This is a genomic window from Klebsiella sp. CN_Kp088 (assembly GCF_040064335.1).
GTDB lineage: Bacteria > Pseudomonadota > Gammaproteobacteria > Enterobacterales > Enterobacteriaceae > Klebsiella > Klebsiella aerogenes.
Genome location: NZ_JBEAIQ010000015.1, coordinates 150,260 through 167,851, shown reverse-complemented (window position 1 = coordinate 167,851; position 17,592 = coordinate 150,260). Strand labels below are relative to the sequence as shown.

Below are 17,592 nucleotides of genomic sequence, written 5' to 3'. Positions count from 1 at the left end.
GCTATGTTTGGATGAAAATAATCTAATTTTTAGATGAATCATGCACAAGACCACGCTGGAACAATGGGCGCTATTGGAAAAGGTGATTGAGCTGGGCAGCTTTGCCAAAGCCGCGGAAGAGACCAACCGCAGCCAGTCTTCGGTGAGCTATAACCTGGCGCTGCTGCAGGAACGTTTAGGGGTGGCGCTGCTGGCGCCGTCCGGGCGACGGGCGGTGCTGACGCCCGCTGGCGAACTGCTACTTAATCAGGTGAAACCACTACTGAAGGCCTTTTCGTGGGTTGAGACCCACGCCGCGACGCTGCGCAACGGCGCGCGCACCCGCCTGGATCTGGTCGTCGACAGCATTTTTCCCCGCCAGCGGCTCTTCGCCATTCTGCGTCAGTTTCAGCAACGCTACCCGCAAACTCAGGTTCGGCTGACCGAAGTGCTGGAAAACGTCGATGAGGCAAGCGCCGCCCGCAGCGAGGCCGATGTGATGGTCTTAACGCGTCGCCAGGATATTACCGGACGCGGCGAATGGCTGATGAATATCGATTTTATTGCGGTCGCCCATCGCGACCATCCGCTGTCGCAATCGGAAGAACCGCTGGACGACAACGCGCTGGCCCCCTGGCCGCTGATCCGCATTGCCGACCGTAGCGGCGACGCCTCATCCACCCGCGATGCCTGGACCTTTTCTACCATTGATGCCGCCATTGATGCGGTACTGTATCAGGTGGGATTCGGCTGGTTGCCGGAAGAGCGGATACGCGCACACCTGGAACGGGGCGTGCTGAAAGCGCTGCCGCTGAGCCATGGCGCCCGCCGCGCCACGCCGCTGCATTTGATAGTGAAGCGGGACCTGGCGCCGCTCGATGAACAGGTCACCACCCTGCTGGATTTGTTAAGACAATCGTAATCTTACGCTACATATGATTTTGTTATGGTTTTCTCCCATCATATTGATCCAGGTTACTCCTTAAGTATGACAAATTATTAAAATCGTCATACTTTTCGTTCCTTCTGGATGTAAACCTTGTCTATTTTCCGCACCACCTTGCTGGCGCTCTGCGCCTGCATTCCTCTGCTCGCGCCCGCCGCCATGCATGAAATCGCCATCGCCTGGCCGGTTAACGTCGGTCCTCTCAATCCACATCTGTATACGCCAAACCAAATGTTCGCCCAAAGTATGGTGTATGAGCCGTTAGTCAAATATCAGGCCGATGGCCGGGTTACACCCTGGCTGGCTACCCGCTGGCTTCACTCAGCCGATGGTAAAATCTGGCGTTTCACCCTGCGCGATGATGTCTACTTCTCCAACGGCGAACCGTTTAACGCCCAGGCCGCAGTGGCCAATTTCCAGGCGGTGCTGGCCAACCGCCAGCGGCACGCCTGGCTGGAGTTGACCAATCAGATAACCGACGTTCAAGCGCTCAGCGATAACGAACTACAAATCACCCTGAAAAGCGCCTACTACCCGTTCCTGCAGGAACTCGCCCTTCCCCGCCCGTTTCGTTTTATCGCCCCCTCGCAGTTTGTTGACGGTAGTACGCAGCGAGGCATCAAAGCGCCCATCGGCACCGGTCCGTGGATGCTGTCCAGTTCGCAGCTTAATCAGCAGGATGTGCTGGTACGCAACCCGCGCTACTGGGGCAAAAAACCGGCGCTTGAGAAAGTCACCGTGAAAGTGATCCCCGACGCCACCAGCCGGGCGGTCGCCTTTGAAACCGGTGAAGTTGATCTGCTGTACGGTGATGAAGGGCTACTACCGCTGGATACGTTCGCCCGTTTTCGCCAGCAGGACGAGTATCGCACGCGTCTTTCCGCCCCGACGCAAACCGTGATGCTGGCGCTCAATACGCTGCAAGCGCCCACGAATGATTTAGCGGTACGCGAGGCGCTTAACTATGCCGTCAATAAACAGGCGCTTATTGACGGCGTGCTGTACGGCACCCAACAGGTCGCCGACACGCTTTTCGCGCCCTCGGTACCTTACGCGCCGGATGACCTGCCGCCGCGCCGCTTCAATCCGGATAAGGCCCGTACTCTGCTGGAAAACGCCGGCTGGACGCTAACGCCCGGCAAGGATATTCGTGAAAAAGACGGGCGCCCGTTGCGACTTGAACTGGCTTTTATCGGCACCGATGCGCTGGCTAAGTCGATGGCGGAAATCATCCAGGCCGATCTGCGCCAGGTAGGTATCGATGTCGGGCTGGTCGGCGAAGAGGAGAGCAGTATCTATGCCCGCCAGCACGATGGCCGCTTCACGATGATCTTCAACCATACCTGGGGCGCGCCGTTCGACCCGCACGCGTTTATGAGCTCAATGCGCGTCGCTTCGCACGCCGATTATCAGGCGCAGCGCGGACTGCCGGATAAAGCAGAGATTGATAAAGAGATCGGCGAGGTCCTGACTACCACCGACGAGGGCCGCCGTCGCGAACTGTATCGCGATATCCTCACCCGTCTGCACAACGAAGCGGTCTATCTGCCGATAAGCTACGTCTCGCTGATGTCCGTCGCCCGCAAAACGCTCGGCGAAGTGCCCTTCGCGCCGGTGACCACCGATCTGCCGTTAGATCTCATTACGCCGGTGGCGCCATGATGTTGAAATATCTTCTTCGCCGCCTGCTACCGCTACCGCTGATGCTGCTTGCCGCCTCGGCGATCATCTTCCTGTTATTACGTCTTGGCGCCGGCGACCCGGCACTGGACTATCTGCGTCTCTCCAACGTGCCGCCTACCAGCGAAATGATTGCCGCTACCCGCGAGCAGCTCGGGCTCAATCAGCCGCTGGCGCTGCAGTATCTACACTGGCTGTGGCGCGCGCTGCATCTCGATTTTGGCGTCTCCTACGCCAGCCAGCGCCCGGTGCTGGACGACCTGCTGCATTTTCTGCCCGCGACGCTGCAGCTCACCGGCGCGGCGCTGGTGATTATTCTGCTGACCTCGCTACCGCTGGGGATCTGGGCGGCGCGGCATCGCGACCGCTTGCCTGATTTCGCCGTACGATTGATTGCCTTCCTCGGCGTCTCAATGCCCAACTTCTGGCTGGCATTTTTGCTGGTAATGCTCTTTTCCGTCCATCTGCGCTGGCTACCGGCGATGGGCTACGGCGGCTGGCGACATCTGCTGCTACCGGCGTTTTCCATCGCCCTGATGTCGCTGGCGATCAATGCCCGTCTGCTGCGCGCCAGCATGCTGGAAGTGTCCAGCCAGCGCCACGTGGTCTGGGCGCGTCTGCGCGGGCTGAGCGAGGGTCAGGTGGAGCGGCGACACGTGCTGCGTAACGCGACGTTGCCGGTAGTGACGGCGCTGGGTATGCACATCGGCGAGCTGATCGGCGGGACGATGATCATCGAAAATATCTTCGCCTGGCCCGGCGTCGGTCGCTATGCGGTTTCCGCGATATTCAATCGCGACTACCCAGTGATCCAGTGCTTTACCCTGATGATGGTGGCGGTGTTCGTGCTGGCCAATCTGGCGGTCGACCTGCTTAACGCCGCACTCGATCCGCGCCTACGCCGCCATGAGGAGGCCACCGTATGACGCTGTTCGCGACCTTCCGCTGGCCGGTAAAACTGGCGCTACTCACTATTGCGCTGCTGGCGGCAATCGCCATGAGCAGCGGCTGGTGGCTGCCCTATGACCCGGCGGCCATCGATCTCCATCAACGTCTGCTCTCTCCGGGCGACGCCCACTGGCTCGGCACCGATCATCTCGGGCGGGATATTTTCTCGCGCCTTCTCGCCGCCACCCGCGTCTCACTGGGCGCGGTGATGGCCTGCCTGCTGCTGGTGCTGCTGATCGGCCTTACGGTGGGCGGCGCCGCCGGGATGGTGGGCGGACGTGTCGATCGCGGCCTGATGCGCCTGGCCGAGCTGTTTATGACCTTCCCGACTTCAATACTGTCATTCTTTATGGTCGGTGTACTCGGTACCGGTCTTAGCAACGTGATTATCGCCATTGCGCTGTCGCACTGGGCCTGGTACGCAAGGATGGTGCGCAATCTGGTGGTCTCTCTGCGCCAGCGCGAGTTTATTCTCGCCGCGCGCCTGAGCGGCGCGGGACATTGGCCATTGTTTCGTGACCATCTGGCCGGCGCGGTGATCCCTTCGCTGCTGGTGCTCGCCTCGCTGGATATCGGTCATATGATGCTCCACGTAGCCGGGATGTCATTCCTCGGCCTCGGCGTCAGCGCGCCGACGGCGGAATGGGGAGTGATGATCAACGACGCCCGCCAGTACATCTGGACGCAGCCGCTGCAAATGGTCTGGCCCGGACTGGCGCTGTTTATCAGCGTGATGGCTTTTAATCTGGTGGGCGACGCGCTGCGCGATCGTCTCGATCCTCAGCTGATCGCGGAGCATAACCACTGATGCCGCAAAAGATCCAACTGGAACAACTTTCGCTCGTCGCCGACCGTCCGCTGGTCAGCGACGTTTCCCTAACCCTGCGTCGCGGTCAGGTACTGGCGCTGCTCGGCAGTAGCGGCAGCGGTAAATCGCTGACCTGCGCCGCCACGCTCGGCATTTTACCGCCCGGCGTCAGACAAACCGCGGGCCGGGTGCTGCTCGACGGTATCCCGGTATACGGTGAACAGCTGCGCGGCGCGACCATCGCCACCATTATGCAAAACCCGCGCAGCGCCTTTAATCCGCTGCACACCATGGCGGCGCATGCGCGGGAAACCTGCCGGGCAGCGGGCCACGAGGCCAATAACGTCGCGCTGCTGGCGGCGATGGAAGAGGTGGGGCTGGAAAATCCGCTCTCGCTGCTCAAGCGCTATCCCTTCGAGATGAGCGGGGGCATGCTGCAAAGGATGATGGTGGCCCTGGCCCTGCTCAGCCGCGCGCCGTTTATCATCGCCGACGAACCGACCACCGACCTTGATGCCGTCGCCCAGGCGCGCATTCTCGACCTGCTGGCGGATATCGTCGCCAACCGCGGGCAGGGGCTGCTGCTGGTGACCCATGATATGAGCGTTGTCGCCCGGCTGGCGCATGACGTGGCGGTGATGGAAAACGGCCGTCTTGTTGAACGCTGCGACGTTAACACGCTATTTAGCGCCCCACAGCACCCGCTCAGCCAGCGCCTGCTGGCCGCCCATCTGGCGCTATATGGCCTGGAGAAAACACCATGAATTTACTCAGCGTGAACGCAGTGAGCCACGATTATCCCCACCACGGTGCGGTATTGCGCGATATCCAGTTCGACATCGCCCTCGGTGAAACTGTGGCGCTGCTCGGGCGCAGCGGCTGCGGCAAAAGTACCCTGGCGCGGATGCTGGTCGGTCTCGAAACGCCGCGGTATGGCGAGGTCGCCTGGCGCGGCGCATCGCTGACCTCCCTGAAGGGGGAGGCGATCGGCGCCTTTCGCCGCGATATTCAGCTGGTGTTTCAGGATGCCATTAGCGCAGTGAATCCGCGCAAAACGGTGCGCGAGATTATCAGCGAACCGCTGCGGCACCTGTTTAGTTTATCGCGGGAAGAGCGTATGCAGCGGGTGGAGGAGATGCTGCTGGCGGTTGACCTCGCCCCGGCACTGCTCGACAAGCGTCCGGCGCAGCTCAGCGGCGGACAGCTGCAGCGCGTGTGCCTGGCGCGGGCGCTGGTGGTCGGGCCGCAGCTATTAATTCTCGACGAAGCGGTATCGAATCTCGATCTGATGCTTCAGGCGGATATTATCGCCCTGCTCAAACGCCTGCAGGCGCAGTTCGCCACCGCCTGCCTGTTTATTACCCACGACCTGCGGCTGGTGGAGCGTTTTTGCCAGCGGGTACTGGTGATGGATAGCGGACGCATCGTCGAAACGGCCGCGGTTAGTCTGCCCCTGCGCCTTACATCCGCTGCCGGACAGGCGCTACAGCGTGCGGTACTCCCACCCTTTCCCCGCACTCTGCTTAACGAGGCCATGCCATGCAGCGCGTAACCCTGACTCTGGATGATGATCTGCTGGCCGCGCTCGACGCGCACAGCGCCCACCGCGGGTACCACAACCGCTCGGAAGCGGTGCGCGATATTCTGCGTGACGCGCTCCACCATAATCCGCTACAGCAGCCGGCGCAGCGCGGCTATGCGGTCCTGTCGTACGTGTATGAGCATGAAAAACGCGAACTGGCGAGCCGGCTGGTCGCCTCTTCGCATCAGCATCACGATCTCTCGGTCGCCACGTTACATGTCCACATCAATCATGATGACTGTCTGGAGATCGCGGTGCTGAAAGGCAACATGGACGAAGTACAGCATTTTGCCGACGAGGTGATTGCCCAGCGCGGTGTGCGGCATGGGCATTTGCGGTGTTTAGGGGATGATAAAAACCTTGAAAATTAAGCTGCTAAATCCATAAAAAATTGAGAATGATTTATGTGGTTTATCAACAGTTGATAAACCACATAAACTATACGCTTTGTTAATTATCCCTGTTCGCCAATAATGGCGCCTCATTTAACGATCTCGTTATGGCGAGGCTCCTGCATAAATACAAGTTACCGCCCTGTTGGTATCGAGAGAGACCACTCAGGGAAATACAGGCTTCCATCGAATCAAGGTGTTGCCAAGGTAACTTCTGGCGGTATTAACCGTTCAGATACGTTATGCAGTGCTAAAACCAGGACGTAGGGATCTGCCTGCGCTAACCCTGTCTTGTTCGCCCCTATGAGTGATTTTTTATAGGGATTTTAATCATGTCTTCCATTCAACTCTGCGCCGTGCATCAGGCGACCTCTGGCTTCGACGGCGATGCGATCGCCCAGTACATGCGTACCGACTTTATTACGCTGCAGGAACATTTCAGCGTCCATGAGGCGCGTGAACACTTTATCTCGCAGCTCGCCAGCGACGATATTCCCGGCCAGGTATTTGTCGTCGCCGGTAACAAGCTGCGCGGCAGCTTATCAGTCAAAAAACTTTTGCAGGAGGCAGAGGTAGGCCAGTCTATTCGCTACCTGATGGACAGCTGTCTGTTTCGCGTCAAACCCGACGATGAGCGCCCTCAGGTTATTGCCGAACTCACCGAGCGCGGCCTCGATCTGGTGCCGGTTGTCGATAAAGGCGAGCTGGTCGGCTGCCTGATGGAAAAAGAAATTGCCCATCTGCTGGAGGATGACGTCACCGAAGACGCCCAGCTGCAGGGGGCGACGCTACCGCTGGAAAAACCGTATCTGGAAATCAGTCCGTGGACGCTGTGGAAGAAACGCTCGGTCTGGCTGCTACTGTTATTTGTTGCCGAAGCCTACACCAGCAGCGTGCTGCAGCATTTTGAAGAGGCGCTGGAATCGGCCATCGCACTGGCCTTCTTCATCCCGTTACTGATCGGCACCGGCGGCAACAGCGGAACTCAGATCACCTCAACGCTGGTGCGTTCGATGGCGCTGGGTGAAGTCCGTTTACGTGACATGGGACGGGTTATCCGCAAAGAGGTGTCGACCTCGTTTCTGATTGCCCTGACCCTGGGTCTGGCGGGCTGCCTGCGCGCCTGGATGATGGGGATTGGCATGGAAATCACGCTGATCGTCAGCCTGACGCTGGTCTGCATTACTTTGTGGAGCGCGGTGGTGTCTTCGGTTATTCCGATGCTGCTTAAGCGGATCGGTATCGACCCGGCGGTGGTTTCCGCGCCGTTTATCGCCACGCTGATAGATGGCACCGGGCTGATTATCTATTTCAAAATCGCCCAGTATTTTCTTGGGTTGAACTGATCGAAACAGCCCGGGCGCCAGGGTGCCCCGGGCTCTCTGATTAAGCTTCCGCCAGCGCCTGCGCGCAGGCCCAGGCGCTTGACCACGCCCATTGAAAGTTATAGCCGCCAAGCCAGCCGGTCACGTCCATCACTTCACCGATAAAGTAAAGCCCCGGCGCTTTGCGCGCCTCCATGGTGCGTGACGAAAGCTCATTGGTATCCACGCCGCCGAGGGTCACTTCCGCGGTACGATAACCTTCAGTTCCGTTCGGCTGCACGCGCCACGCGGTTAGCGTCTCCACCAGCGCCTGCTGATCGCGAACGTTCAGTTGCTTCAGTGTCACATCAGGTATCTGCCCAAGCTGCTGTAAACATTCGACCAGCCGCTTCGGCAGCTGCATCGCGAGGGTGTTTTTCAGGCTTTGGTTGGGATGAGCGCCCCGCTGCTCGTTGAGGAACGCCTCAAGATCGCAGTCCGGCAGCAGGTTGACGGTGACAAACTCGCCGGGCTGCCAGTAGCTGGAAATCTGCAGCACCGCCGGGCCGGAAAGGCCACGATGGGTAAACAGCAGGTTTTCGCGAAACAGCGTACCGTTCTCGGCGGTAATCGTAGAGGGCACCGAAACGCCGGAAAGCACCTGCAGCTGCTCAAGCAGCGGTTTATGCAGGGTAAACGGCACCAGCCCGGCGCGGGTCGGCAGCACCTTCAGACCGAACTGTTCGGCCACCTTGTAACCAAACGGCGACGCGCCCAGTCCCGGCATCGACAGGCCGCCGGAAGCGATCACCAGCTTCTTCGCCGTCAGCATTTCGCCGTTCACCTGTAGCCGGTAGCCTTGTTCATCGCGTTCGACGTTGAGAATTTCGCTGCGCAGACGGATCTGTACGCCGCCTTTTTCACATTCCGACAGCAGCAGATTGACGATTTGCTCCGCGGAATCATCGCAAAACAGCTGACCTAAGGTCTTCTCATGCCAGGCAATACCATATTTGCCAACCAGTTCGATAAAGTCCCACTGGGTATAGCGCGCCAGCGCAGATTTGCAAAAATGCGGGTTTTGGCTGAGATATGCCGCGGGTTCGACATACATGTTAGTAAAGTTGCAGCGGCCGCCGCCGGACATCAGGATTTTGCGCCCCGGCTTTTTGCCATTATCGAGCAGCAGCACCCGGCAGCCCAACTGCCCCGCCTGCGCCGCACAAAACATTCCCGCCGCACCGGCGCCGATCACAATGGCATCAAACCTTTCCACTCAACTTTCCTCATTCCCCAATTGTCGGGAATTGTAAATATTTCACTCTGGTCACACCAGCACGAAAAAAACAACATTCAGTTACGTCTTTGAAAGATATAGGATTACTCCCAACCGGGTAGAAACCAAACAGGAAGAAAATCAAAAAAAGTCTATATTTCACTTTGCCCGCGCCGCTAAAGTCACTGATAATGCGCCGCGTTCATGTCCTCAAAATGGCGTAACGTCCTATGCTACATTTATTTGCCGGTCTGGATTTACATACCGGACTATTATTATTGCTTGCTTTAGCTTTTGTACTGTTTTACGAAGCGATTAACGGTTTTCATGATACCGCAAACGCAGTTGCAACGGTGATTTACACTCGCGCAATGCGGTCGCAGCTTGCTGTTGCGATGGCGGCACTCTTCAACTTTTTCGGCGTTCTGCTGGGCGGTCTCAGCGTAGCCTATGCCATCGTGCATATGCTGCCAACGGACCTGCTGCTTAACATGGGTTCCGCACATGGCCTCGCCATGGTGTTCTCTATGCTGCTGGCGGCAATCATCTGGAACCTCGGAACCTGGTATTTCGGCCTACCGGCCTCCAGTTCTCACACCCTGATTGGCGCTATCATCGGTATTGGTTTAACCAATGCGCTGATGACCGGTACTTCAGTGGTGGATGCGCTGAATATCCCGAAAGTCATCGGCATTTTTGCCTCACTTATCGTCTCGCCGATTGTTGGCCTGGTGGTAGCGGGCGGCCTGATTTTCATTCTGCGTCGTTACTGGAGCGGTACCAAAAAACGCGCTCGTATCCACCTGACCCCAGCGGAACGCGAAAAGAAAGACGGTAAGAAAAAACCGCCGTTCTGGACCCGTATCGCGCTGATCCTGTCCGCTATCGGCGTGTCGTTCTCGCACGGCGCCAACGATGGGCAGAAAGGCATTGGTCTGGTCATGCTGGTACTGATTGGCGTCGCGCCGGCGGGCTTCGTGGTCAACATGAACGCGTCTGGTTACGAAATCACTCGTACCCGCGATGCGGTCAACAACGTGGAAACCTTCTTCCAACAGCGCCCTGAGCTGCTGAAGAAAGCCACCGGCGTTGATCAACTGGTTCCTTCACCGGAAACCAATACCGCGGCCAACGGCGAGTTTCACTGCCATCCGGCGAACACCATCAACGCGCTTGACCGCGTGAAGACAATGCTCACCGGTACGGAAAGCTACGATACACTGTCAGTGGATCAGCGCGGCCAGCTGCGTCGCATTATGCTCTGCATCTCCGACACCACCGACAAAGTGGCCAAACTGCCGGATGTGAGCACTGACGACCAGCGCCTGCTGAAGAAACTGAAAACCGATATGCTAAGCACCATCGAGTACGCGCCAATCTGGATCATTATGGCGGTCGCGCTGGCGCTGGGTATTGGCACCATGATCGGCTGGCGCCGCGTGGCGACCACCATCGGCGAGAAGATTGGTAAGAAGGGTATGACCTACGCGCAAGGTATGTCCGCCCAGATGACCGCCGCGGTTTCTATCGGCCTTGCCAGCTACACCGGCATGCCGGTTTCCACCACCCACGTGCTCTCTTCCTCGGTTGCGGGGACGATGCTCGTTGATGGCGGTGGTCTGCAGAAGAAAACCGTCACCAGCATCCTGATGGCATGGGTACTCACCCTGCCGGCAGCCATTTTGCTGTCAGGCGTGCTGTACTGGCTGGCTCTGAAGCTTATCTAAGCAATAGCCATGCGAAAAATGGGTCAGGAAACTGGCCCATTTTTTTTGCACTCAATTCAGGCAGCTCAATGCCAGATAAGCAGTGCAATCATACTCACCAGCACCAGACCACACAGCGCGCTGGTCAGGATGAACTGCCGGCGAACACGCTCACAGCGACGAATAAACTCGTCATCATGATGATCGCGATATCGTTGGGCATAGATATACCAAACCAGCCGCATTTGTTTACTGGGCTGCCCATGCGAGGTGAAAAAACCTCCGCCATCAACATATTGATAGAGCAAGGGATCGCAACCACGTAGCACAACCAATAATGCACGCAACGATGAGAAGTAACGTGCCATATTCACCACACAAACGATACACAGGGCCCAAAACAGCGCAACAGTGCTGATCATACTTCCTCCCCGGCGACCCATCCACGGAGATCCCTCCGGGACTACCGCTCCCCAATATCATCCAACCCACCGTACAGTAAAAGAGTGCGATTCCGGTCACGTTTATTTATCCGACCGGCTCATTAAATAGTGTAGGAGATCAGTTAATTTTTTTACCACAAGGTTAATCGTTATCAATACGTAAGACGGAATAATTTGTTTAACTAACGGTGAACCAGGTGCATTGACGGAGTGCGAGGGGCGCTATATTGTAGAAATTATCTTCTACAATTAAGTCCTTAAAGGCTTACCCCCCGCGAATCTAGCTTGCAGGACGCGGGCGAATCGACAGCACAGGCTGTCTGGTCCAACGGTCATCGACAACTTATGGAAGGAGTAACACTATGGCTTACAAACACATTCTTATTGCAGTAGACCTATCACCGGAAAGCAAAGTGCTGGTAGAGAAAGCGGTTTCTATGGCGCGTCCCTACAATGCGAAAGTTTCCCTGATTCACGTGGATGTGAATTACTCCGACCTCTACACCGGTCTTATCGATGTCAATCTGGGCGACATGCAGAAACGCATCTCTGAAGAGACGCACCACGCGCTGACCGAGCTTTCCACCAACGCTGGCTACCCGATTACCGAAACCCTGAGCGGCAGCGGCGATCTTGGCCAGGTGCTGGTCGACGCGATTAAAAAATATGATATGGATCTGGTGGTCTGCGGTCACCATCAGGACTTCTGGAGCAAGCTGATGTCCTCCGCGCGTCAGCTGATCAACACCGTTCACGTTGATATGCTGATCGTACCGCTGCGCGACGAAGAAGACGAATAATCGCTTTTCCTCGCCAGCCAACGCCCGCGCCTGCGGGCGTTTTTGTTTTTATGCTACATCCCACCTGAATCCCATCGACCCCATCAGGATATCAATCCAGATAGTTAATATCGGTTAGTGTGATCAACCATTTATTAGAATTAATATCTATATAATAATCTATACATTCAGCCAATGGCCGCATCATCATGGGTCATCAGACTTTTTCGGCGCGTTTTGGCAGACGCGTTCATACTTTTTGGGATAGCACTAAAAGGCGAAGGAATATGAAAACAACTGCACCTACGGGTTTGCTACAGCAACCCCGTCCGTTCTTCATGATTTTTTTTGTAGAGTTATGGGAGCGTTTTGGCTATTACGGCGTCCAGGGCATCCTGGCGGTGTTCTTTGTTAAACAGCTTGGTTTCTCTCAGGAACAGGCATTTATCACCTTTGGCGCCTTTGCGGCGCTGGTCTACGGCCTCATTTCCATCGGCGGCTATGTCGGTGACCATCTGCTTGGAACCAAACGCACGCTGGTGCTCGGCGCCATCGTGTTGGCAATCGGCTATTTTATGACCGGTCTGTCGCTGCTCAAACCCGACCTTATCTTTATCGCGCTTGGCACTATCGCCGTCGGCAACGGGCTGTTTAAAGCCAATCCCGCGAGCCTGCTATCAAAATGCTATCCGCCTAAAGATGCCCGTCTCGACGGCGCCTTCACCCTGTTTTATATGTCGATTAACATCGGTTCGCTGCTCTCGCTGTCGCTGGCGCCGGTTATTGCCGATAAGTTCGGCTATGCGGTGACCTACAATCTGTGCGGCGCCGGGCTTATCGTCGCGCTGCTGGTCTACTTCGCCTGCCGCGGAATGGTGAAAGATATCGGTTCAACCCCGGATCATCAGCCGCTGAGTTTCCGTAATCTGCTGTACGTGCTGGTCGGCACCGTGGTGATGATTTTCCTCTGCGCCTGGCTGATGCATAACGTTAAAATCGCCAACCTGGTGCTGATCGTGCTGTCCATCGTGGTGACGATTTTCTTCTTCCGCGAAGCTTTCCGCCTCGATAAAACCGGCCGCAACAAGATGTTCGTCGCCTTCATCCTGATGCTCGAAGCGGTGGTGTTTTATATCCTGTATGCCCAGATGCCAACCTCGCTGAACTTCTTCGCCATCAATAACGTGCATCACGACATTCTCGGCATCGCAATTAACCCGGTGAGTTTCCAGGCATTGAACCCGTTCTGGGTGGTGGTCGCCAGCCCGGTACTGGCGGCTATCTACACCCGTCTTGGCAACAAAGGTAAAGACCTGACCATGCCGATGAAATTCACTCTCGGAATGTTCCTCTGCGCGCTGGGCTTCCTGACCGCCGCGGCGGCCGGGATGTGGTTTGCTGACCCGCAGGGGCTCACTTCGCCATGGTTTATCGTGCTGGTTTATCTGTTCCAGAGTCTCGGCGAACTGCTGATTAGCGCCCTGGGCCTGGCGATGGTTGCCGCGCTGGTTCCGCAGCGGCTGATGGGCTTTATTCTGGGGATGTGGTTCCTGACTCAGGCCGCCGCGTTCCTGATGGGCGGCTATGTCGCGACCTTCACCGCGGTACCAGAAAATATAACCGACCCGCTGCAGACGCTGCCGATCTACACCAACGTGTTTAGTAAAATTGGCCTCGTGACCCTGGCGGTGACGGTGGTGATGGCCTTTATGGTGCCATGGCTGAACCGGATGATTAATACCCCGGCCAGCGCCGAGTAACCGTTTGAGATGGCCGATCCGCTGGCGCCGTTTGTTTAAATATTGCCGTTCCCGGCTCGCGCTACAATTTGGTAGCCCGGATAAGGCGCTTTGCGCCGCTATCCGGGTGATATCACAACGGCGAAAAATTACGCCGGCGTACCGGCGTAAATATCAAACCGATGTCCTTTGGTCACCACCGCGTTAGGCGTGGCGACATCCGCCAGCGGCGGCGCATAGTCCGGACGCTTCACCACCACTCGTTTGGTCGCCAGCTGACGCGCTGGCGCCAACAGACCATCGGCGTCTAAATCCGGCCCCACCAGCGACTGAAATACCCGCATCTCTTTTTTGACCAGCGCGCTTTTCTGCTTATGGGGAAACATCGGATCCAGATACACCACCTGTGGACGCGGGGTGATATCGGTCAACGCATTGAGGCTGGATGCATGAATCAACTGTAAGCGCTCCTGCAGCCAGCCGCCGATCTCCGCATCGGCATAGCCACGTTTCAAACCATCGTCGAGCAGCGCGGCGACCACCGGGTTACGCTCAAGCATCCGCACGCGGCAGCCGACCGACGCCAGCACGAAGGCATCGCGCCCCAGGCCGGCGGTGGCGTCAACCACATCCGGCAGATAATCGCCTTTAATACCCACCGCTTTGGCTACCGCTTCACCGCGGCCGCCGCCAAACTTGCGGCGATGAGCCATCGCGCCGCCGACGAAATCGACAAAGATGCCGCCAAGCTTTGGCTCATCGCGCTTACGCAGCTCCAGATGCTCGTCCGTCAGCACCAGCGCCATCGGATTCTCTGCATCATGCTCCAGCCCCCAACGGGCGGCCAAAACAGATAAGGCGCCGTCACCGGCGCCTGTTTCATCAATTAAGCAGATCTTCACGTAGCAATCAGCCTTTGATCCCGTAATGCTCAAGCATCGCGTCCAGCTGCGGCTCGCGCCCGCGGAAGCGTTTGAACAGCTCCATCGGCTCTTCGGAACCGCCGCGGCTCAGGATATTGTCGAGGAATGATTGACCGGTTTCACGGTTGAAAATTCCCTCTTCTTCGAAGCGCGAGAAGGCATCCGCCGCCAACACATCGGCCCACAGGTAGCTGTAGTAGCCCGCCGCGTAGCCACCCGCAAAGATGTGGCTGAACGCATGCGGGAAGCGGCCCCAGGTTGGGCCCGGCACCACGGCGACCTGCTTTTTAATCTCGGCCAGGGTCTCGAGGATTTTCGCCCCCTGCTCCGGCGAGTATTCCGCGTGTAGACGGAAATCGAACAGACCGAACTCCAGCTGGCGGAGAATAAACATCGCCGCCTGGTAGTTTTTCGCCGCCAGCATTTTCTCCAGCAGTTCCTGCGGCAGCGGTTCACCGGTTTCGTAATGCCCGGAGATAAACGCCAGCGCTTCCGGCTCCCAGCACCAGTTTTCCATAAACTGGCTCGGCAGCTCGACCGCATCCCACGGCACCCCGCTGATGCCGGAAACGCCAGCAGTATCAATGCGGGTCAGCATGTGGTGCAGACCATGGCCAAACTCGTGGAACAGGGTAATCACTTCATCGTGCGTGAACAGCGCCGGTTTGCCGTTTACCGGGCGGTTGAAGTTACAGGTCAGATAAGCGACCGGTTTTTGCAGGGAACCATCCAGCTTACGCATCTGGCCGACGCAGTCGTCCATCCACGCCCCGCCGCGTTTATGTTCGCGGGCATACAGGTCAAGATAGAAGCTGCCGCGCAGCTCGTTATTTTCGTCATACAGCTCGAAGAAACGCACTTCCGGATGCCACACATCGACATCGGTACGCTCTTTGGCGGTAATGCCATAAATACGCTTAACTACTTCAAACAGGCCGTTAACGGCTTTGTTTTCCGGGAAATACGGGCGCAGTTGCTCATCGCTAATGCTGTAGAGATGCTGTTTCTGTTTTTCGCTGTAGTAAGCGATATCCCACGGCTGCAGTTCATCGACGCCAAACTCGGCTTTGGCGAAAGCACGCAGCTGAGCCAGCTCTTTTTCGCCCTGCGGACGCGCGCGTTTTGCCAGGTCGGTCAGGAAATCGAGGACCTGCTGCGGATTTTCAGCCATTTTGGTGGCCAGAGATTTAAAGGCGTAGCTGTCAAAGCCCAGCAGTTGCGCCAGCTCGTGACGCAGCGCGAGGATCTCCGCCATCACCGGGCTGTTATCCCATTTCCCGGCGTTCGGGCCCTGATCGGAGGCGCGGGTGGAATAGGCGCGATACATCTCTTCGCGCAGCGCCTGATTGTCGCAGTAGGTCATCACCGGCAGATAGCTCGGAATATCCAGCGTCAGCAGATATCCTTCCTGCTCTTTCGCCTGCGCCTGGGCCTGAGCGGCGGCCAGCGCGCTTTCCGGCATGCCTGCGAGATCGGCGACGTCGGTCACCAGCTTGTTCCAGCCCATGGTGGCATCAAGCACGTTGTTGCTGTACAGATTGCCAAGCTCAGAGAGGCGCGCGGCGATTTCACCATAGCGTTTCTGCGCTTCTGCCGGCAGGCCAATCCCGGATAATTCAAAATCGCGCAGCGCGTTATCGACCGCCTTTTTCTGCGCGGTGTTCAACGTGGCGTAGTTATCGCCGTCGCGCAGGTCGCGGTAGGCTTTATACAGGCCTTCATGCTGGCCGACCCAGGTGCTGTACTCGGAGAGCAGCGGCAGCGTCTGTTCGTAGGCTTCACGCAGCTCCGGGCTGTTTTTTACCGAATTCAAATGGCTGATTGGCGAGAAGATGCGTCCCAGCACATCGTCCACTTCCGCCAGCGGCTGGCAAAGATTTTCCCAGCTATACGGCGCGCCGTGCGCCACCGCGCTTTCCACCGCGGCCCGGCAATCATCCAGCGCTTTGGTGACCGCAGGGACCACGTGCTCCGGTTTAATTGCAGAAAATGGCGGCAATGAAAAAGGCGTCAGTAATGGATTGGTCATATGCGCTGTCCTGTTGAAGAGGGTGAATGAAGCGCGCGTTCCGGCGCTTTTGCATGAGATCTAGAATGGGGGATAGTTGCAGGAATTTCAATGACAGGCGGTGCGACAGCGGCAATCCTGGGCGAACTGCGGTAAACTGTCGGTTAACTTGTTTATTTCCGGAATCTCTGCATCCATGCTCAGTTATCGCCACAGCTTTCACGCAGGCAACCACGCCGACGTCCTTAAACACACCGTTCAGAGTTTGATCATTGAATCGCTGAAAGAGAAAGAAAAACCGTTTCTCTACCTGGACACCCACGCCGGCGCGGGCCGCTATCAGCTGAGCGGCGAGCACGCCGAACGTACCGGCGAGTATCTTGAAGGCATCGCCCGTATCTGGCAGCAGGACGATCTACCGACCGAACTGGAGCCGTATATTTCGGTCGTCGAACACTTCAACCGCAGCGGCCAACTGCGTTACTACCCGGGTTCGCCGCTTATCGCGCGCCAGCTGCTGCGCGAGCAGGACAGCCTGCAGATGACCGAACTGCACCCGAGCGATTTCCCGCTGCTGCGCGCCGAGTTCCAGAAAGACAGCCGCGCGCGCGTCGATAAAGCCGATGGCTATCAGCAGCTGAAGGCCAAGCTGCCGCCGGTTTCCCGTCGCGGTCTGATTCTTATCGATCCGCCGTACGAAATTAAAACCGATTATCAGGCGGTGGTCACCGGGATCAACGAAGGTTATAAACGCTTCGCCACCGGCACCTACGCGCTGTGGTATCCGGTGGTGCTGCGCGCGCAGATCAAACGCATGATTAAAGATTTAGAAGCCACAGGTATTCGCAAAATTCTGCAAATCGAGCTGGCGGTGCGTCCGGACAGCGACCAGCGCGGCATGACCGCCTCCGGGATGATCGTCATCAACCCGCCGTGGAAGCTGGAACAGCAGATGAATAACGTGCTGCCGTGGCTGCACAGCAAACTGGTTCCAGCCGGTACCGGTCACGCGACCGTGAGTTGGATCGTACCGGAGTAATCGCAACCATCGGTGGAACCTTTTAAGCCTCGCGCTACAA

The 17,592-nt window shown here is 57.3% G+C and carries 16 protein-coding genes and 1 riboswitch; of the genes, 12 read left to right on the top strand and 4 right to left on the bottom strand.

All coding sequences use genetic code 11. From position 1 onward, the window contains the following. Positions 1-40 precede the first annotated feature (40 nt). From ABLV08_RS05945 to ABLV08_RS05910, 8 genes are all read left to right on the top strand, one after another. A complete protein-coding gene (locus tag ABLV08_RS05945) occupies positions 41-901 on the top strand; it encodes a LysR family transcriptional regulator (protein WP_348855657.1) in 861 nt (286 codons plus the stop codon). 117 nt (positions 902-1,018) lie between these two features. After that, the gene (nikA, locus tag ABLV08_RS05940; RefSeq protein WP_348855656.1) at positions 1,019-2,587 is read left to right on the top strand and encodes a nickel ABC transporter substrate-binding protein; all 1,569 of its coding nucleotides are present in this window, start codon (positions 1,019-1,021) and stop codon (positions 2,585-2,587) included. Then, positions 2,587-3,531 carry a nickel ABC transporter permease subunit NikB gene (nikB, locus tag ABLV08_RS05935; RefSeq protein ID WP_045386598.1) on the top strand — a complete coding sequence of 315 codons (945 nt, stop codon included), beginning with the start codon at positions 2,587-2,589 and terminating at the stop codon, positions 3,529-3,531. Before nikA ends, nikB begins: the two co-directional genes overlap by 1 nt. Next, positions 3,528-4,361 carry a nickel ABC transporter permease subunit NikC gene (nikC, locus tag ABLV08_RS05930; RefSeq protein ID WP_015369278.1) on the top strand — a complete coding sequence of 278 codons (834 nt, stop codon included), beginning with the start codon at positions 3,528-3,530 and terminating at the stop codon, positions 4,359-4,361. Before nikB ends, nikC begins: the two co-directional genes overlap by 4 nt. Beyond that, positions 4,361-5,125 (top strand): nickel import ATP-binding protein NikD, encoded by a 765-nt coding sequence (locus ABLV08_RS05925; protein ID WP_045365077.1) that lies wholly within the window; start codon positions 4,361-4,363, stop codon positions 5,123-5,125. Before nikC ends, ABLV08_RS05925 begins: the two co-directional genes overlap by 1 nt. After that, the gene (nikE, locus tag ABLV08_RS05920; RefSeq protein ID WP_045365080.1) at positions 5,122-5,913 is read left to right on the top strand and encodes a nickel import ATP-binding protein NikE; all 792 of its coding nucleotides are present in this window, start codon (positions 5,122-5,124) and stop codon (positions 5,911-5,913) included. The genes ABLV08_RS05925 and nikE overlap by 4 nt, the downstream gene beginning before the upstream one ends. After that, a complete protein-coding gene (nikR, locus tag ABLV08_RS05915; protein ID WP_032715261.1) occupies positions 5,901-6,314 on the top strand; it encodes a nickel-responsive transcriptional regulator NikR in 414 nt (137 codons plus the stop codon). Before nikE ends, nikR begins: the two co-directional genes overlap by 13 nt. Positions 6,315-6,429: 115 nt before the next feature. Continuing rightward, positions 6,430-6,611: riboswitch (M-box (ykoK) riboswitch) on the top strand. A gap of 56 nt (positions 6,612-6,667) precedes the next feature. Then, positions 6,668-7,681, top strand: coding sequence for a magnesium transporter (locus ABLV08_RS05910; RefSeq protein WP_348855655.1), 1,014 nt, complete (start codon positions 6,668-6,670; stop codon positions 7,679-7,681). Positions 7,682-7,721: 40 nt separating this feature from the next. On the opposite strand, the gene ABLV08_RS05905 is transcribed toward ABLV08_RS05910, so the two are convergent. Beyond that, positions 7,722-8,915, bottom strand: coding sequence for an NAD(P)/FAD-dependent oxidoreductase (locus ABLV08_RS05905; RefSeq protein WP_149271326.1), 1,194 nt, complete (start codon positions 8,913-8,915; stop codon positions 7,722-7,724). A gap of 230 nt (positions 8,916-9,145) precedes the next feature. Between ABLV08_RS05905 and pitA the strand changes: the two genes are divergently transcribed. Continuing rightward, complete coding sequence (pitA, locus tag ABLV08_RS05900) at positions 9,146-10,642, top strand: inorganic phosphate transporter PitA (RefSeq protein ID WP_015369272.1); 1,497 nt, start codon at positions 9,146-9,148, stop codon at positions 10,640-10,642. Positions 10,643-10,707: 65 nt separating this feature from the next. Here pitA and uspB read toward each other — a convergent pair whose 3' ends face one another. Then, positions 10,708-11,043, bottom strand: coding sequence for a universal stress protein UspB (gene uspB, locus ABLV08_RS05895; protein WP_015703743.1), 336 nt, complete (start codon positions 11,041-11,043; stop codon positions 10,708-10,710). A gap of 383 nt (positions 11,044-11,426) precedes the next feature. On the opposite strand from uspB, the gene uspA reads away from it, so the two are divergent. Beyond that, positions 11,427-11,864: a universal stress protein UspA gene (gene uspA, locus ABLV08_RS05890; protein WP_004145166.1), complete on the top strand. Its 438-nt coding sequence runs from the start codon at positions 11,427-11,429 to the stop codon at positions 11,862-11,864. Positions 11,865-12,130: 266 nt separating this feature from the next. Further along, positions 12,131-13,603 (top strand): dipeptide/tripeptide permease DtpB, encoded by a 1,473-nt coding sequence (gene dtpB, locus ABLV08_RS05885; protein ID WP_020077742.1) that lies wholly within the window; start codon positions 12,131-12,133, stop codon positions 13,601-13,603. 128 nt (positions 13,604-13,731) lie between these two features. On the opposite strand, the gene rsmJ is transcribed toward dtpB, so the two are convergent. Beyond that, entirely contained in the window at positions 13,732-14,484 is a 753-nt protein-coding gene (gene rsmJ / locus ABLV08_RS05880) for a 16S rRNA (guanine(1516)-N(2))-methyltransferase RsmJ (protein ID WP_015369267.1), read from the bottom strand. A 7-nt stretch (positions 14,485-14,491) separates the two neighbouring features. Next, positions 14,492-16,534 carry an oligopeptidase A gene (gene prlC, locus ABLV08_RS05875; RefSeq protein WP_015369266.1) on the bottom strand — a complete coding sequence of 681 codons (2,043 nt, stop codon included), beginning with the start codon at positions 16,532-16,534 and terminating at the stop codon, positions 14,492-14,494. A gap of 175 nt (positions 16,535-16,709) precedes the next feature. On the opposite strand from prlC, the gene ABLV08_RS05870 reads away from it, so the two are divergent. Beyond that, on the top strand, positions 16,710-17,552 hold the full coding sequence (locus ABLV08_RS05870; protein WP_015703746.1) for a 23S rRNA (adenine(2030)-N(6))-methyltransferase RlmJ: 843 nt from the start codon (positions 16,710-16,712) through the stop codon (positions 17,550-17,552). The last annotated feature ends 40 nt before the right edge of the window (positions 17,553-17,592 follow it).